This is a genomic window from Lacrimispora sp. (assembly GCF_032078915.1).
Classification (GTDB): domain Bacteria; phylum Bacillota; class Clostridia; order Lachnospirales; family Lachnospiraceae; genus Lacrimispora.
Genome location: NZ_DAMAUN010000087.1, coordinates 8,413 through 24,406 on the forward strand (window position 1 = coordinate 8,413; position 15,994 = coordinate 24,406).

A 15,994-nucleotide genomic window follows, 5' to 3' on the forward strand; every position below is an offset into this window, starting at 1 on the left:
ACGGCAGGAGTTGAATTTGCTGTTGAACATACGATTAAAGAGCTTAAGCTGCCAGCTCCGGACAAAGAAAAACTGAATCGTTTTGTTGGTCCTCCCATGCAAGATTCGTTCATAAGAGAGTATGGGTTATCACGAGAAGAGGCACAGATGGCAGCAAATCTTTTTAGAAAAAACTATGTTAAGAAAAGCTTGTTTATGGCAGATTTGTACCCGGGGATAAAAGAGGTATTACAATATCTAAAGTCGAAAGCGTTTAAAATTGGCGTTGCTACATATAAAAGAGAAGATTATGCAATTGATATTATGAAACATTTTGGTATTGCTTTATATTGTGATGTGATGCATGGGGCAGATAATGAAAATGTCCTGAAAAAAGAAGATATTATAAATATGTGCCTCAGTGAAATGGATATATGTAATCGGGAGAGCGTAGTATTAATTGGAGATAGTGAATACGATGCTATAGGCGCGGAAAAGGCAGGAATTGATTTCTTTGGTGTAAGATATGGATTTGGATTTAAAGAAAAAGAAAAGCTTGGTAAATACAAAGCGATTGGGTGGGGAGTAGAAATTAAGGATGTTTTGAAGTATTTATAATCAACACAAGTTTAAATCATGTCTCATATAGGAGAAAATTAACTATGGAGGAATATGGAGCTTGGATATCAAAGATATTTGTGAAAAATATGATAAAATTCTTATATTGCCAGAACGGAACATTGAAGATAATTCTACGTTTGTCAGTGCATTTGAACAAGTATTGTCAGAAAAAGATCTGAGAGGGATTGTATTGACGACAGCACCTTTAAACCGAAATACGGCATTTATGGTTATTTCAATAGAAGAGATGCAGAAGATACTAAGACTTTATCAGCTCTACAAGTTCACAGATAAATTGATCATTGGTTCTTTTACTAAGCCGCACGGAAGAATGTGGGGGAATCTTGTTACAAGTGGACTTATTAAGAAGGAACCGTTAATTAAAGCGTTGCTGAATACAAGTGAATAGCATTCATGGAAATTGAGATTAAATCGGAGGTTTGCAGGCTGTGAAGAAAGTTATTATATGGGGAACGGGAAAGGATTATGATCAATTTATTCCTTATATTGAGTTGGAAAAATATAAAGGAAACTTAGAAATTATAGGAGTGACTTCTAATGATGGATGGTTAAGTAGTATTGGGGGATACTCATTTATTCCTAAAAATAGGATTTCTGACACGTTATATGATTACATTATTGTAGCTTCAACCACCTTTTTTGATGAGATCCGTCAGGAGTGCAGGCTGTATGAAATTAATATGGAACGGGTTCTGCATGGCGCTGTATTTAAAATACCATATTTTGACTTTGAGCGATATCTGCAGGTAAAAGAAAGTAAAATAACTATTGTATCTAATAATTGTTGGGGAGGATATTTATATAATCTTTTAAAGCTTCCATTTACATCTCCTTTTATCAATACTGCCATAAGTGAGGAACATTATGTCAGGCTTGTTAAAAATCTTCCAGAGTATTTGCAGCTTCCTCTAGAAGATACGAAAAGCAATGAACATGAATGCGCACCTTGTGGAAGACTGGGGGATGTGGAAATTCTGTTTATCCACCATGCCTCTTTTGAACTGGCAAAATCTGATTGGGACAGACGTGCTGCAAGAGTGAATTGGGATAACATTTTTTTACAGATGACAGTGGTTGGGGAAGAACGTTTGGTAAATGATTTTGTTAAAGCTCCATATAAGAAAAAGGCAGCATTTTATCATCATCCATATGAAGCGGAAAATGTTATATATATAAGGGATTGGGATTTGTGTCAGACCAGAGTAAAGTATTTTTATAAATTTGTACCTTTTATATTAGATGTGGTAAAAAATCGCTATTTCGGCTCTTATCCCCTGGATATTTTGAAAATGCTATTGGGGGAAAGTGATTTTATAATGAAAAAATAGTTGATTTGCCAGGAATTGAGAGTTGGATTATGGATGCTACCTATTATAATGAAATGACAGAATGTATTGAGCGCATGGCAATTTGTTCAGATCTGCAGAACAAATATATTTTTTTATTCGGGCATTGTGAAGCTTCCGAGCAAATGCAGAATTATCTGCAGAAAAAAGGATTTCAGGTGAAAGCGATATTAGATAATAACGAAAATAAGCATGGAAAAGATTTGAATGGTATGGATATTATGCCGCCTTCGGAAATCATGTCCTATGATCAAGATAAAACCTTGGTTTTAATTGCCTCCAGAGCATATGAATCCATGAAAGCAAATCTCGTAAACATGGGATATAAAGGGAGGATTGTTAAGGTAGTAGATTACAATTCTTTTGCAGAGTATTCATTATCGGAAGATGTCTATAATCGGAAATATGCCCGTGTTCAGAGAGGGATTTCTGTTTTAAATGATGTGAAAGACAAAGCGCAGGCAGAAGTGTTGATCGCTTGTCCTTATAATGCGTTGGGAGATGTTTATTATGCAATGGCATATCTTCCCTATTATTTAAAAGTGAGAAATATCCGATCCTATGCAGTCGTTGTAACCGGAGAAAGGTGCAAGGCAGTTGCGGAGTTGTTTACTGATACCAACGTGCTTGTGTTGGACCGGATCTTCATGGATGAAATGGTTCAAGCAGTTTTATATACAGAAGATAAAGCAGTGTTGATTGCTCACCATGATAGGCCATATACCAATGACATGACAAGATTCATTGACATTGGAAAGCTGAGGCTGCAGGATTTGTATTGCTGCGGTGTTTACGGATTGAAAAAAGGTACAACCCCTTTCCTACCTATGAGGAAAGAATATGCACAGAAGGAATTGCTGAAAAAAGAAAGAAGTGTCATCATTTCACCTTATGCAAAGTCGGTAGTAGGTATTCCTGAATCTTTTTGGGAAAAGATTATTGGACAATATATGGATAGAGGCTTTACCGTTTATACAAATGTGGCTGGTGACGAACGGCCGTTATATGGTACAAAACCCATGGAAATTCCAATAGATGAGATGATTTCAGCTGTGGAATATGCCGGGCATTTTGTTGGGATCCGGAGTGGATTATGTGATGTCATACAGTCAGCTGCCTGTGAAAAAACGGTTGTATTTTCAGATGCTTTTTATAGTGTAACGAACACAAAAATTTCTGATTTTTTTGCATTGAATGGGTGGAAACAGATTGTGCCCTTGTAGCTGATGCAGTTTGCTGATAAGCTTTCGGGATTTGAGATTGTGCCCATGCTGCCGGCAAAGAAATATTGTTTTAAACTATAATGAGGGGCATAAAAAGCACATGAATAAATTAAATGAAGCACGTATGGATTGGCTTAGTGGAGTATATGAATCTAGTAAAGTTGGAGATGAAATATGCCAGTTGTTAGTGCAAAAGGCTGGAAAAGTCATTGGCATTTTATACTCTACTGCAAATGTTGGAGACACTGTCTGGTTAGCATTTTTGGCGGAGGCATATAAGAAGCATTATGGATACAAGCATCTGCTGTTTGCTGCTAGAGAAAGACAGGCAGATATATTGGAATTATTTCCTGGAGTTGATGGAACGGTACCTCTGGAAGATAGTGTACTGATTGAAGATCTGATTAATGGTTTGAGCCAGGAGGTAATCAGATGAATACCTATTTAATTACCGGCGCTACCGGATACATTGGAAAAATGATAGCAGAACGATTGCTTGTATTGAATCATGATGTTACTGTTATTGTTCGGAATTCCGATAAGTTATGCGATTTTATTAAAAACAATGCAAAGATTATAGAAGCAGACTTAGTGAATTTAGAATCGGTCCACCAGATTACAGGCTCTTATGAGTATTTAATCCACTGTGCAGCGTCCACCCAATCTTCCTATATGATGTCTAATCCTGTAGAGGTTGCAGAATCCGTTGTAAATGGAACTCAAAATATTCTTGAATTGGCAGCTAGATGCCATACACAAAGCATGGTTTACCTATCTTCTATGGAAGTTTATGGACAGATTGATTGTTCTGACGGTAGGAGGGTAACAGAAGAAGAACTTGGAAACCTTGATATATCAGACATCCGCAGTTGTTATCCTATGGCAAAGCGTATGGCAGAGAACTTCTGTCATTTGTATCAACATGAATATGGTGTACCAGTAAAAATTGCAAGGCTGGCGCAGACATTTGGCCGAGGAGTCAAAGCGGATGATAATCGGGTATTTGCCCAGTTTGCACGTGCTGTAAAAGAGAACAAAGATATTGTATTACATACACATGGAAATTCAGTGGGAAATTACTGTGATATTGATGATGCGGTGGATGCAATTTTATTCCTTTTAGAAAACGGAAAGTTTGCACAAGCATACAATATTGTTAATGAAGCAAACACCATGACCATACGCGAAATGGCAGAGATGGTCGCTGATAAAATTGCAGGAAATAAGATAGGTGTTACTTATAATATTCCAAAGGTTAACCAGCATGGATATGCGGCAGAAACAGGACTGCGGTTATCCGGCTCAAAAATGAAAAAATTAGGTTGGGAAGCCAAAACAAACCTTGAGGAAATGTATCGGAGAATGATTGGAAATATAATTTAATTTGCCAGCCTGATTTTGGTTCGACATTGAATGTTGGAAGTGTGCTTAAAAAGCACACTTCCAACATTCTTTTTTTTGGCTAGGCCTATTAATTGCTTGCGATTTTTTCCTCTATACCACATTCTTAAGATTTAAAGAAAATTTCCTGACAACTTTCTTGACAAAATCTGTAAATAAATGTAGAATATAGTAAGAAAAATTACAGAAAAATTAAAAAAAAAGGAAAATCCTGTTGAATTTAACTGGAGAAGGTAATTTTCTTGTGGTGAAATACAATTCCCATATTTCTTCAAGGGGAATGAAAGTGAGGAGCAATAGGATGAATGGGATATTTGGAAATAACATTTCCATGGCGGAAAAGACTTTGGATTACCTGTGGTCCAAGCAGTCGGTAACGTTGGATAATATTGCCAATGGCGAAACCCCAGGTTATAAGGCCCGTTATGTTACTTTTGAGGATGAATTCCGTAAACGCTTAATGGCCGGTAGAGAGGGCACATCAAAGGATATAGGCAGAATCATAGGCAATTCCAGACACTTTATCCATGAAACTAAAGATGAATCAGCACGAATGGACGGGAACAATGTCAACATGGATGTAGAGAATGTGGAACTGGCTAGGACAACTCTTCAGTATCAGTATCAGCTGAACGCGTTGAATAGTGAAGTAAGCAGGCTTCGCACGGTTATTAAAGGTTAAAACGGGAGGTTAATGAGATGGAGCAGATGTTTATAAGGCCTATCGTCCCCATGGAGTCCATTGGGAATATAGGAAGCGAAAAGAAAGTGACAGCCGGACAGGATGGAGGTTCGGTGTTTCGTGATATATTTAACGAAGCTATTCGGAACGTAAGAACCACGGATGAAGATTTGACGACACAGGAATACCTGCTGTCAACAGGCCAGATTGACGATGCACATACCGTACCGGCAGCGGCAGCAAAAGCCCAGTTATCTGTAGAACTCTTATCATCTCTTAGGAATAAGGCACTGGAATCCTACAATGAGATTATAAGAATTAGCGTTTAAGTAGATAACAGGGCGGACAGGTACAATGGAAAAGATAAAGGAACTTTTAGAAAAGCTTAATGATAAAGTAAAAAAAGCCATAATCATCGGCGCTGTGGGCGTGGCGGTTGTGGTGGGAGCGATAGTGATCGCGCTGTCCATGCGGGAGAAGCCATACGAGGTAATGTTCCCAAGTGTCAGCAGCGAAGAAGCCAAACAGATCATTGGAAAATTACAGGAAGACGGAATCGATTATCAGTATCAAAACGGTGACATTAAAGTACCTACGCCCCAGTTGGACACTACCAGGGCAAAGCTTGTTTCGGAAGGGTATCCAAAAAGCGGTTTTACATATGATGTGTTCAGAAATAATGTAAACTTGATGACTACAGATTCAGACCGGCGCAGGTTTGAACTTTATGATTTGGAAACCAGAATCGGTTCCACAATTAAGGTCTTTGATGGCGTGCAGGAGGCATATGTAACCATAGCTTTGGGAGAGCCCTCCAAATATGCACTGTCTGATGACAAGACACAGGAGCCCAGCGCTCAGGCTGTTGTGGTTATGAAAGATGGAGGATCTCCGACAGAGGAGCAGGCAAAGTCCATCCAGCTTCTCATATCCAGGAGTATCCCTGGAATGGTCATCGACAATGTCTCTGTATTTGATGGAAACGGACGGGAAGTTACCACTGGTTCCGATGATGAGGACATTAACGCCGGCAAGGCCGGAGAAGATATTACAAGGTTGATCGAAGACCAGATTTCAGCAAAGGTATTAAATGTCCTTGGTCCTGTATACGGAAACGGCAATGTCCGGGTATCCGTAAAAGGCACGGTTAATATGGATAAACTGATTCGGGAGAGCATCGTTTACAATACTCCCGATAAGATAGATGAAAAAGATAAGACGGGCCTTACTTCCGAAGAATCCATATTCAGGGAATTTTCCGGAAGCGGACAGAATGCTTCCGGTGTGGCTGGTTCAGAGGCCAATGCGGACATCCCACAGTATAATGCGGGAGGAACGGCTGAAGAGAATGCATATGGCTCCAGCAGCCTGACCAGAAAATATCTATTAAATCAAATAAAAGAACAGGGTCAAGTCAATCCGGGAGCTTTGGAAAACCTGACTGTTTCCGTAGTGGTAAATGGGACAGGGTTTGGAAGTATGACGATTGACGACATACGGGATCTGGCTGGAAATGCGGCTGGAATCCCTCAGGCAGATCGTGCGGAAAAGATAACCGCCGTGGCGGCGCCCTTCTATACTGTGGAGGTACCCAAGGCGCCTGAAACTCCTGTAGAAGCAAGCACCAGCGGTATTTTGGTTAATCAGTGGATTCTGATTGCAGCTCTGGCGGGAGTACTTCTTATCGCTCTGATTATCATTTTGGCAGTAAGACACAGGCGGAAGAGAAATGAACTTATGGAAGCCATGGAGATAAGCCAGGAAGATGTTCCGGAGCTGCCGGATATGGTGGAACTGCCGGAGGAGGAAGAAGAAGAACAGGAGATTCAAGAGCCTGAAGAAGACAGGGGAGCAGAACTGCGCCAATGCGTCCGCGATTTTGCTGAGCAGAACCCTGAGATATCAGCTCAGCTGCTGAAAACATGGTTGAATGGAGGCGCTAACAATGGTTGATCTAACCCCCGAACAAAAAGCGGCGACAGTGGTTGTTTCACTGGGAGTGGATAAGGCTTCTAAAGTATACAAGTACTTAAGTGAGGAAGAGATTGAGAAATTAACTCTTGAAGTGGCAAAGCTTGGACATGTGGAAGCAGAGCAGACGGAAGCCATTTTAGATGAGTTCTACAAGACCTGCCTGACTCAAAAGGTAGTGACTGACGGTGGCTTGGAGTATGCAAGAACTGTTCTGGAAAAAGCATTCGGTGAAAGTACGGCCAACAGCCTGCTTCAAAAGGTTACACAGTCCTTAAAATCCAGATCATTTGGATTTATTCGGAAGAGCGATGTAAAGAACTTGCTTTCCGTCCTGCAGCATGAAAGAGCCCAGATCATTGCGCTGGTACTTTCTTATACAAATGAGGAGATGGCGGCCCAGATTATTTCAGAGCTTGCCCCTGAAAAGCGGATGCAGGTCGTGGAGTCTATTGCCAGAATGGAGAGCGCGTCTCCTGAAGGAATTAAAATTGTGGAAGAGGAAATCAAGAAACGGTTCTCCGGCATCCTTACTACCGACTACACCAGTGTGGGTGGTGTTGATTACATAGCAAACGTCATGAACCACATAGACCGGAGCAACGAAAAGCTCATCTTCGACGAACTGGGAAGAAAGGATGCAGAACTGGCGGATACCATCCGCAAGAAGATGTTCGTATTCGAGGATATCATTACCATGGACAACCGCTCTATCCAGCGTTTTATCAGAGAGTGCGATATGCGTGACATGGTTTATGCCCTTAAGAATGCAAACGAGCAGATCACAACTGTTATTTTCTCCAATATGTCAACTCGTATGAAGGAAAGCATCCAGTCCGATATGGAAGTTACAGTTAATGTACGCTTAAAAGATGTGGAAGAGGCTCAGCAGAGGATTGTCGGTATCATTAGGCGTCTGGAAGAAGAAGGCGAGCTGATCATCAATAAGGGCGGAAAGGATGATGTCATTGTCTAATATTATAAAATCTGTGCAGATGGCGGATCGTGTTCTGGAATACGGATTTACCAGGGAATTTGAAGATATCAAGGTAAAAGAATACGAGAATTCAGAGACGGAATGTGGGCAGGAGGAGTCTGCGGATCAAGAATATGACAGGTATCTTCAAACTGCTGAATTGTACGAAGATGCTATAAGGAAGACACAGGTGATTCTGGACCAGGCCAGGACGGATGCAGAAGATCTCCTCAACCAGGCCAGGACGGACGGGGAAAAACTCCGTGCTCAGGCAATGGAAGAAGGCCGTCAGGCCGGATATGACGCGGGATATGAGGACGGTTTCCGTAAAGCCTACGAGGCCCATAAAGAGGTCCTGGATGCGCGTGAGGAAGAATTTCTGGAAGCCATGAAAAACGCAATTGAAAGCGTTACGGAAGAAAAAGAAAAGTTACTGGATAAATATATTGACGATTTAAAAAAGGTCACTCTGACGATTGCAGAAAAGGTGATTCAGACCAGTCTGCGCTCCAGCGGAGAGATTATTAAACGCATGATCGTGGCTGCTGCGGGAAAGCTTAAGAAAACCCAGTGGATGAAAATTTATGTATCCCAAAGGGAAGCAGGAATGATGATACAGGGAGATGTGGGACTGCTAAGCGAATTGTCCCACATTTCCGGGAACATCAAGATCATTGCTATGGATCATGAGGAGGACGGAGCCTGTATCATTGAGCTTCCGGAGGAGATTATTGATGTCAGCGTGAATACGCAGCTGGAAAATATAAAAGGAATACTTAATAACGCCAGACTGTAACAGGAGGAGCCTGCATGTTTAAGGAATTGACGGATCTCATTACGAAGACTGAGACAATCGACCATATCGGGAAGATTGAGAACATTGTGGGGATGTCCATGGAAGCCTCCGGAGGAAGGGCCAGTATCGGAGACATAGCCTATATTTACAATGAAGACCGGCAGGAGCAGATACCGGTGGAAGTAGTGGGCTTTAAGGATGACAAAATACAGCTTATGGCCTATGAAAATATGAATGGAATTGCAGCGGGCAGTTTTGTTCGGAATACAAAACGCAGGTTGAAGGTACCGGTAGGAGATTTTTTAAGAGGTCGGATCATCGATGCAAAGGGAGAACCAATGGATGGAAAAGGACCTTTTGAATCTCCCCGGTACTATTACGTTGAAAATCCTTATATCAATCCCATGACCCGTCCGCCCATTACGGACAAGCTGGAATTTGGGGTCAAAGCCATTGACGGCTTAAATACGATTGGAAAAGGACAGCGTATCGGAATATTTGCAGGCAGTGGAGTGGGTAAAAGTACCTTGCTGGGCATGATTGCCAGGAATGTAAAGGCAGATATTAACGTAGTGGCTCTGGTAGGGGAGCGTGGAAGAGAAGTCCGTGAATTTATAGAAAAAGACTTAGGACCGGAAGGCATGAAACGTTCCGTACTGGTGGTTGCCACCTCAGACCAACCGGCCATGCTTCGTATGAAGTGTCCATTGGTTGCCACTACCATAGCTGAATACTTTAAGAATCAGGGCAAGGATGTATTGCTTATGATGGACTCCCTGACCCGATTTGCTATGGCGCAGAGAGAGATAGGACTTGCAATCGGAGAGCCTCCGGTGGCAAGAGGCTATACTCCCTCTATTTATGCGGAGTTTCCAAAGCTGCTGGAACGGAGCGGTAACTTTGGTCAAGGTTCTATTACAGGAATCTACACGGTTTTGGTGGAGGGTGATGATACCAATGAGCCCATCGCTGATACGGTAAGGGGTATTGTGGATGGCCATATTGTACTGAGCCGAAAGCTGGCTAATGCCAACCATTTCCCGGCAATCGACATAAGTGCGAGTATTTCGCGTCTGATGACCAACATCGTTTCAGAGGAACACCGGAATTTAGCTTCCCAGATCCGGGATATATTAAGCCTTTATGAGAAGAATGAGGATCTTATCTCGATTGGTGCTTATAAGAGCGGCACCAACCCAAAGCTTGATATGGCTATATCTAAAATTGATAAAATCAATCAGTTCCTATGTCAGGGGATACAGGAACAAGCCAGTTATGAAGAGGTCTTAAAGAAAATGAAGATGATCTTATCATAGATGTTGAAAGGGGAAGGGGAGCATGAAGAAGTTTAATTTTCCGCTTAATACAGTATTGAATTATAAGGACCAGGTCCTGGATAATTTAAAGAGCGAACACGCCCAGATTGTGGATAAGGTGGTAAGGCAGGAACAGAAGGTTGAGGAACTGTCGGACCGAAGAAATGATGCCTGTGTCCGGTTTAAGGCGGAGATAGGTAAGGGCATCGCCGTTAATATGATGAGGGAATATGAAACCTATATTACCTTCATGCAGAAGAAAATTCTTACCGAACAAGGCGTTCTTCAGAAACTGCAAAGAAAAGAGGAACAAAAGCGGGAGGAAGTGGTGGAAGCCAGAAAAGAAGTGGTTTCCATTGAAAAGCTGAAGGAAAAGAAACTTTTGCAGTATAACAAAGAGGTTTTGCGAAGCGAAGAACTGTTTATTGAGGAGTTCGTTTCCAACACAACTTCAGTACAGGGAAGCAGGTAATCCTGCCGTGAAAACATACGGCAGCTACCATAAAATCAAATGCTTAAGGGCATGAAAAGAAAGGAGTGAGAAGATGACAGAAGTAAAAAACAGCAGCGTGGATTTGTTATCAAGACAGCTGACTGGCAGTATGAAAAAGGGAGAAAAGGCAGCTGACGGCTTATCCGAGTTTAAGGCCATGCTAAAAAGCGGCAACCAAAAGAAGGATAGAAAAAGTCAGGAATCAGGGGAGCCCTCTGATGATAAGCTGTCTGCGGCAGAAGTGTCGTCAGAGGCCGCGGCTTTGGTTGCTGCAGCTGGAATGGCTGGAGTCCAGGAGCCGGAGGAAAAGTTCCAAATGACAGGACTGAAACCGGCAGACCAAATTATAGAAATTTTAGGAGCGGCCGAAGAGGCGGTTTTAGTACCGGAAGAAAACGGAAAAATTCAGACAATGGATTCGTTCCGTGCTTTGGATCGGTTCCGTTTTCACCAGCTGGCAGAAAACAGCGTGGGAACAGAAGGTCTTGCAGATGAAAATCTGGAAACATTGACGAACAGTTCAAAGGAAATGCCGGAACCACTTTTCCCGGAAGCGATGTTGCAAAAAACAGGTGAGAAGAATCCTGTAATTCAGGATATTGCCGGACAGAATCCGGAAGCAGCAGTAAGCTCGAAAGGGGAAACGGATAATTTACCGTTGCAGCCGCTAATGAAAGCAGCAGAGACCGTTTCAGATTCCGTAGAAGATGTACCGACGGTAAATCTTCAGAGGAGCGAATCACAGGAAAAGCCAGGCCCTGGAGAAGAAGATCAGGACAAAATCCAGAAAAACCTTCCGGAAAAGCCTCATGAGCCTGTACGTTTTTGGAATAGTTCTATTGAAAAGCCTGAGGAAGTCCATATGTCTGTAAGTACAGATCATTTGAAAGAATTGGAAGCAAAACTATCAGAACAGATTTTAAAACAGATTCGCGAAGGAAATGGGGAACTGGATATCCAATTGGAACCTCATAACCTGGGAAAAATCCGGATCAGAATTTCCTATGAGGATAATCAGATCAGCGTTTCCCTTCTTTGTACGGAAAGCAGAACTTTAAAGCTTTTATCCCAGTCAGCGGGCGATTTAGGTTCCATCCTGGAATCTAATTTAGAACGGCCCTTCCAGGTTCTGGTAGACAAGCAGGAGCCCGATTACTTAAACCAGCAGCAGGAACAGGACGGCAGACAGGGACAGCGTGGACAGCATCAGGAAAGCCAGAGGGAAGAAAACAGCGGGGATTTTATACAAAAGCTGAGGCTTGGGATTTTTGAGTCAGAAAGCGCTGACGAAAGCGGCGTTGGTTACAGATAAGGAGAGAAACAATGGCAAGTGTAAATGGAGTGAATTATAGTTCTCTGGAAACTTTTGCGGAAAGAGCGAAATCCACCAGTAACAGTGAATTAACAACAGAGGGATTTTTTAAGCTTTTGGCAGCACAGCTTCAAAATCAGGACATGTCAAACCCAATGGATAACTCAGAGATGATGACTCAGATGACTCAGATCGCCATGATGCAGGCTATGAATAACTTCTCCACAGCAATGGGAGATTTTGCCCAGGTCAATACAATCAATTATGGAACCTCCATGATGGGAAAAGAAGTTATGCTTGGAGTCCAGGAGAAGAACGGTTCAATTAAAAGAATCACGGGAACTGTGACGAGAGTCGATATTTTTGGTGGTGTGCCAACTCTTTACATCGATGATGATGATAAAACAGGTTATCCGGTTTCCAGTATCATGTCTGTTTATGAAAAAGGGCATAAGCCTCCGGAAAAAACAGATGAGACTGAAAAGGACGATGGAGTTAAGGACCCTGGTACAGATAATAATACCGATGGAGCCAAGGATCCTGATGCAGGTAATAATGTTGATGGAGCCGGAGATCCGGAAAAAGATAATTAAACCGATGCCAGTACTGATTAAGTTCGGAAGGTGATGATTAATGCTAGGCAAAATAAATCAGCATGAGGAATTAAGGCAGCTAAAGCTGCGGAATGCTGCCGCAATATCAAAACCGGCAGGCAGCTTTAATGAGATCCTTCAAAGCAGAATTGACAAGAAGGAGGAACTCCAGTTTTCACGCCATGCTGCAGAGCGGGTCAATCAGCGCGGAATTGAAATGTCGGATTCATTTTTACAGGATCTGCAGTCCGCAGTGGAAAAGGCTCGTTTAAAAGGTGCAAAGGATGTGGTGATTATCAGTGACAGGGGAGCATTTATTGTGAATGTGCCCAATAATACTGTGGTAACAACCATGTCAGGAAATGAAATGAAAGAAAATATTTTTACCAATATTGACAGCGCCGTCCTATTATAGCTGGACCATTTATGGAGGCTTTTCCTGTGTGTCCGATTGACAGCAGGAGGAAGGCGTAAAAAACAAAGGAGAATAAAGCTATGGTCAAATCAATGTTTGCCGGTGTGGCAGGTCTTAGAACTCACCAGGCCAAAATGGATGTTATCGGAAATAATATAGCTAACGTGAATACATGGGGATTTAAGGCGGGCACCATGTCCTTTAAAGACACCATGTACATGAACACTTCATCTAGCTCAAAAGGCAGCACAGCTGCCGGCGGCTATGGAGGAACCAATGCCAACCAAGTAGGATATGGCGTAACTACCGGAAGCATTACCTATGATTTCTCAATGGGAAGCCCGTCACCTTCTTCCAGAGGGCTTGACTGCTATATTGACGGTACAGGATTTTATATTGTAGGTCCAATGGTTGGGGACGGAGAGGGGTTTTCACTGGAGGATTCAGATGTCATTTCCTCCAAAGGTCTGTCTCTTTCCAGAGTAGGGCAATTTACTGTGGATAATCAGGGTTATCTGGTTGATGATTCAGGAAATTATGTATATGGATTTTCAAATAGCAGCAGCGATTTATCCAGCAGCGATAGTTTTGATACCTCATCATTAAAACCACTTAGGATCCCCATGGAATCAGATATGGCAACGATAGGTAATAAGACTGCAGCGGAACGGGTAAATGAAGCCAGAAAAGCTCTAGAGGAAGCAAGAGCAAATTTGAGCAAATTGAATTTGGATTTGGGAAAAGCAAGAGAAGAATATATTGCTGCAGATAAGGCGTATGGGGATAAAAGTACTTCGCTGGATATTAAAACATTAACGACAAATCGTGATGATGCTAAGAACGCCATGGAAAAGGCTTATGCGGAATGGCTGGATGGCAAAAATGATCCGGCACATGCTGACGATCTGAAGAATGCTTATGACACGGCGAGAACAGCTTACGAGAAAACAGTATATCAGCTGATTGAAGGCCAGGCGGAACTTCGCGCGCCGAAGGCACTGGCAGATAATGCTTCAAAGATGCCTGGCGTCTGGGATGACTATGAAGCAGCTCTTGCTACTTATAATGCCAGCGGTACAACAACAGATAAGGAAGCATTGGATGCGGCAAGAAAAGCGTTGGATGAACTTCAGGCGGCTTTAAGCAAAATTGAACCTGATTCTCTTGAGGGCAAACGGGACACCGCCAACCAGGCTGTAAAGAAGGCGGAAGCCATGGTGAAAGCAGCCGAAAATGGAGTAACAAATGCTGAAAAGTCGCTGGAATCAGCTCAGAAAGATTCTACTAGTACGGAGGTGGGCAATGCAGGTGCAAGCGAAGGGCTTGCCAAGCTGACCAACTATGCAGTCCAGCAGGACGGTACCTTAGTCGGTAGTTCCGAGAATGGCGCTACAGTTATCATCGGCAAGATTGCCTTGGCCGGTGTTCAGAATGTCAACGGTCTGGAAAAAACCTCAGGCTATTATTATGTCCCTGGCAGTAATGCCGGCAACATAAGCATTTATGAAGCCGGTGGCGTCCAGGGCCGGATCATGGGAAATTATCTGGAAATGGCCAAGGTAGACCTTGCAACTGAGATGACAGATATGATCACGACTCAGAGAGGATTCCAGGCCAACTCTAAAATCATTACAGTTACAGATCAGATGCTGGAAGAGCTGGTTAATATTAAGCGGTAATTATCTTACGTAGATTCAGGGAGGCGGTGACTGCCGCTTCCCTATATGAGAGGAGTTGAGCCATGATTTGTCTTACAAGGCTGAATGATGAGGAGTTTGTAATCAATTGCAATCAGATTGAGCGGATTGAAACCATACCGGAGTCCAATGTAATAATGGTGAATGGAAAACATTATGTGGTAAAAGAAAGTGTTGATGAGATCATTGACCGGGTGATTGATTTCCAGGCTAAAATATATGCGCGTGCGCAGAAAAAGAACGTTTAATCCAGGTACTGCCTGGAATATAGGAGGTTACTTATGGATGTATCATTGATCGTTGGCTGGGTGCTGGGAATCGTACTTATTATCTACGGAATCGGCGCAGATAAGCTGGTGAATTTTTTGGACATGCCCAGTGTTATCATTGTTGTGGGAGGTACAGCGGCAGCATTGATAGCCAGCTTTCCGTTTAAGACCCTGGCACAGATTCCAAAGCACATCGGAATTATGATCAGCTCCAACCGGTATAATTCGGAAGCAGTTATTCATACCCTGGTGGATATGGCGAAAACGGCTAGAAAAAAAGGGCTTTTGGTTCTGGAAGAGCAGGCTTCTACCATCAAGGATCCTTTTCTGAAACAAAGCGTGATGCTAATTGTAGATGCCATGGATGCGGAGAAAATCAGGGAGATGCTGGAAAGCGAAGTGGCAGCTATGATGGACCGTCATGATCAGGATGTCAGCATCTATGACAGGGGATCAGGAGTGGCTCCGGCCTTCGGAATGATTGGTACGCTGGTAGGATTGGTTAACATGTTAAAAAGTATGGATATGTCTGGAAACGGATCAAACAGCCTTGGGGCTGACATGTCTGTGGCTTTGATTACCACATTTTACGGCTGTATTCTGGCTCATCTGCTGTTCAATCCTATGGGCAAGAAGCTCCGTATCCGGAATGAGGAAGAAGTCTTATATAAGCAGATTATTATTGAAGGTGTTTTGTCCATTCAGGCGGGAGATAATCCCAAGTACCTGGAGGAAAAGCTGTTATCTTACCTGTCTCAGAAGCAGCAGGGAAAAATCACAATGAAAAAGCCCGTTAGTGAAGGAAGCGTAAATACTGACTAATTAGATTGCGAAAGAGGAACGCCCGGGGGGCATGCCTTAATGCCAAAAGAACATGGGTAGG

Annotated in this window: 19 protein-coding genes; all 19 read left to right on the forward strand. The window is 42.6% G+C overall.

Going from position 1 to position 15,994, the window contains the following annotated elements; all coding sequences use genetic code 11:
* Positions 1 to 597, forward strand: a 597-nt coding sequence (locus RT269_RS24320) for an HAD hydrolase-like protein (protein ID WP_313186524.1), incomplete at its 5' end; no start/stop codon positions are given.
* A 61-nt stretch (positions 598 to 658) separates the two neighbouring features.
* Complete coding sequence (locus tag RT269_RS24325; protein WP_313186525.1) at positions 659 to 1,009, forward strand: hypothetical protein; 351 nt, start codon at positions 659 to 661, stop codon at positions 1,007 to 1,009.
* A 40-nt stretch (positions 1,010 to 1,049) separates the two neighbouring features.
* Entirely contained in the window at positions 1,050 to 1,949 is a 900-nt protein-coding gene (locus RT269_RS24330) for a DUF1919 domain-containing protein (RefSeq protein ID WP_313186526.1), read from the forward strand.
* A gap of 29 nt (positions 1,950 to 1,978) precedes the next feature.
* Positions 1,979 to 3,190, forward strand: coding sequence for a hypothetical protein (locus RT269_RS24335; RefSeq protein ID WP_313186528.1), 1,212 nt, complete (start codon positions 1,979 to 1,981; stop codon positions 3,188 to 3,190).
* Positions 3,191 to 3,290: 100 nt separating this feature from the next.
* Positions 3,291 to 3,626 (forward strand): hypothetical protein, encoded by a 336-nt coding sequence (locus RT269_RS24340; RefSeq protein WP_313186529.1) that lies wholly within the window; start codon positions 3,291 to 3,293, stop codon positions 3,624 to 3,626.
* Positions 3,623 to 4,573, forward strand: a complete 951-nt coding sequence (locus RT269_RS24345) for an NAD-dependent epimerase/dehydratase family protein (RefSeq protein ID WP_313186530.1) — start codon at positions 3,623 to 3,625, stop codon at positions 4,571 to 4,573. The genes RT269_RS24340 and RT269_RS24345 overlap by 4 nt, the downstream gene beginning before the upstream one ends.
* A 319-nt stretch (positions 4,574 to 4,892) precedes the next feature.
* Positions 4,893 to 5,273 (forward strand): flagellar basal body rod protein FlgB, encoded by a 381-nt coding sequence (gene flgB / locus RT269_RS24350; RefSeq protein WP_313186532.1) that lies wholly within the window; start codon positions 4,893 to 4,895, stop codon positions 5,271 to 5,273.
* A gap of 17 nt (positions 5,274 to 5,290) precedes the next feature.
* A complete protein-coding gene (locus tag RT269_RS24355) occupies positions 5,291 to 5,602 on the forward strand; it encodes a flagellar hook-basal body complex protein FliE (protein ID WP_313186534.1) in 312 nt (103 codons plus the stop codon).
* Positions 5,603 to 5,627: 25 nt separating this feature from the next.
* Positions 5,628 to 7,226, forward strand: a complete 1,599-nt coding sequence (gene fliF / locus RT269_RS24360) for a flagellar basal-body MS-ring/collar protein FliF (RefSeq protein ID WP_313186535.1) — start codon at positions 5,628 to 5,630, stop codon at positions 7,224 to 7,226.
* Positions 7,219 to 8,220 carry a flagellar motor switch protein FliG gene (fliG, locus tag RT269_RS24365; RefSeq protein WP_313186536.1) on the forward strand — a complete coding sequence of 334 codons (1,002 nt, stop codon included), beginning with the start codon at positions 7,219 to 7,221 and terminating at the stop codon, positions 8,218 to 8,220. The genes fliF and fliG overlap by 8 nt, the downstream gene beginning before the upstream one ends.
* Entirely contained in the window at positions 8,204 to 9,016 is an 813-nt protein-coding gene (locus tag RT269_RS24370) for a FliH/SctL family protein (protein WP_313186538.1), read from the forward strand. Before fliG ends, RT269_RS24370 begins: the two co-directional genes overlap by 17 nt.
* A 14-nt stretch (positions 9,017 to 9,030) precedes the next feature.
* Complete coding sequence (gene fliI, locus RT269_RS24375; RefSeq protein ID WP_313186540.1) at positions 9,031 to 10,332, forward strand: flagellar protein export ATPase FliI; 1,302 nt, start codon at positions 9,031 to 9,033, stop codon at positions 10,330 to 10,332.
* Positions 10,333 to 10,354: 22 nt separating this feature from the next.
* Positions 10,355 to 10,804, forward strand: a complete 450-nt coding sequence (gene fliJ, locus RT269_RS24380; protein WP_313186541.1) for a flagellar export protein FliJ — start codon at positions 10,355 to 10,357, stop codon at positions 10,802 to 10,804.
* Between the two features lie 73 nt (positions 10,805 to 10,877).
* Positions 10,878 to 12,137 carry a flagellar hook-length control protein FliK gene (locus tag RT269_RS24385; protein ID WP_313186542.1) on the forward strand — a complete coding sequence of 420 codons (1,260 nt, stop codon included), beginning with the start codon at positions 10,878 to 10,880 and terminating at the stop codon, positions 12,135 to 12,137.
* 11 nt (positions 12,138 to 12,148) lie between these two features.
* Positions 12,149 to 12,730: a flagellar hook capping FlgD N-terminal domain-containing protein gene (locus RT269_RS24390; RefSeq protein ID WP_313186544.1), complete on the forward strand. Its 582-nt coding sequence runs from the start codon at positions 12,149 to 12,151 to the stop codon at positions 12,728 to 12,730.
* A 40-nt stretch (positions 12,731 to 12,770) separates the two neighbouring features.
* Complete coding sequence (locus tag RT269_RS24395) at positions 12,771 to 13,145, forward strand: TIGR02530 family flagellar biosynthesis protein (RefSeq protein ID WP_312430361.1); 375 nt, start codon at positions 12,771 to 12,773, stop codon at positions 13,143 to 13,145.
* A gap of 80 nt (positions 13,146 to 13,225) precedes the next feature.
* Positions 13,226 to 14,824, forward strand: coding sequence for a flagellar hook-basal body complex protein (locus RT269_RS24400; RefSeq protein ID WP_313186546.1), 1,599 nt, complete (start codon positions 13,226 to 13,228; stop codon positions 14,822 to 14,824).
* A gap of 62 nt (positions 14,825 to 14,886) precedes the next feature.
* A complete protein-coding gene (locus RT269_RS24405) occupies positions 14,887 to 15,090 on the forward strand; it encodes a flagellar FlbD family protein (RefSeq protein WP_313186548.1) in 204 nt (67 codons plus the stop codon).
* A 33-nt stretch (positions 15,091 to 15,123) separates the two neighbouring features.
* A complete protein-coding gene (locus RT269_RS24410) occupies positions 15,124 to 15,933 on the forward strand; it encodes a motility protein A (protein WP_313186550.1) in 810 nt (269 codons plus the stop codon).
* Positions 15,934 to 15,994: the final 61 nt, after the last annotated feature.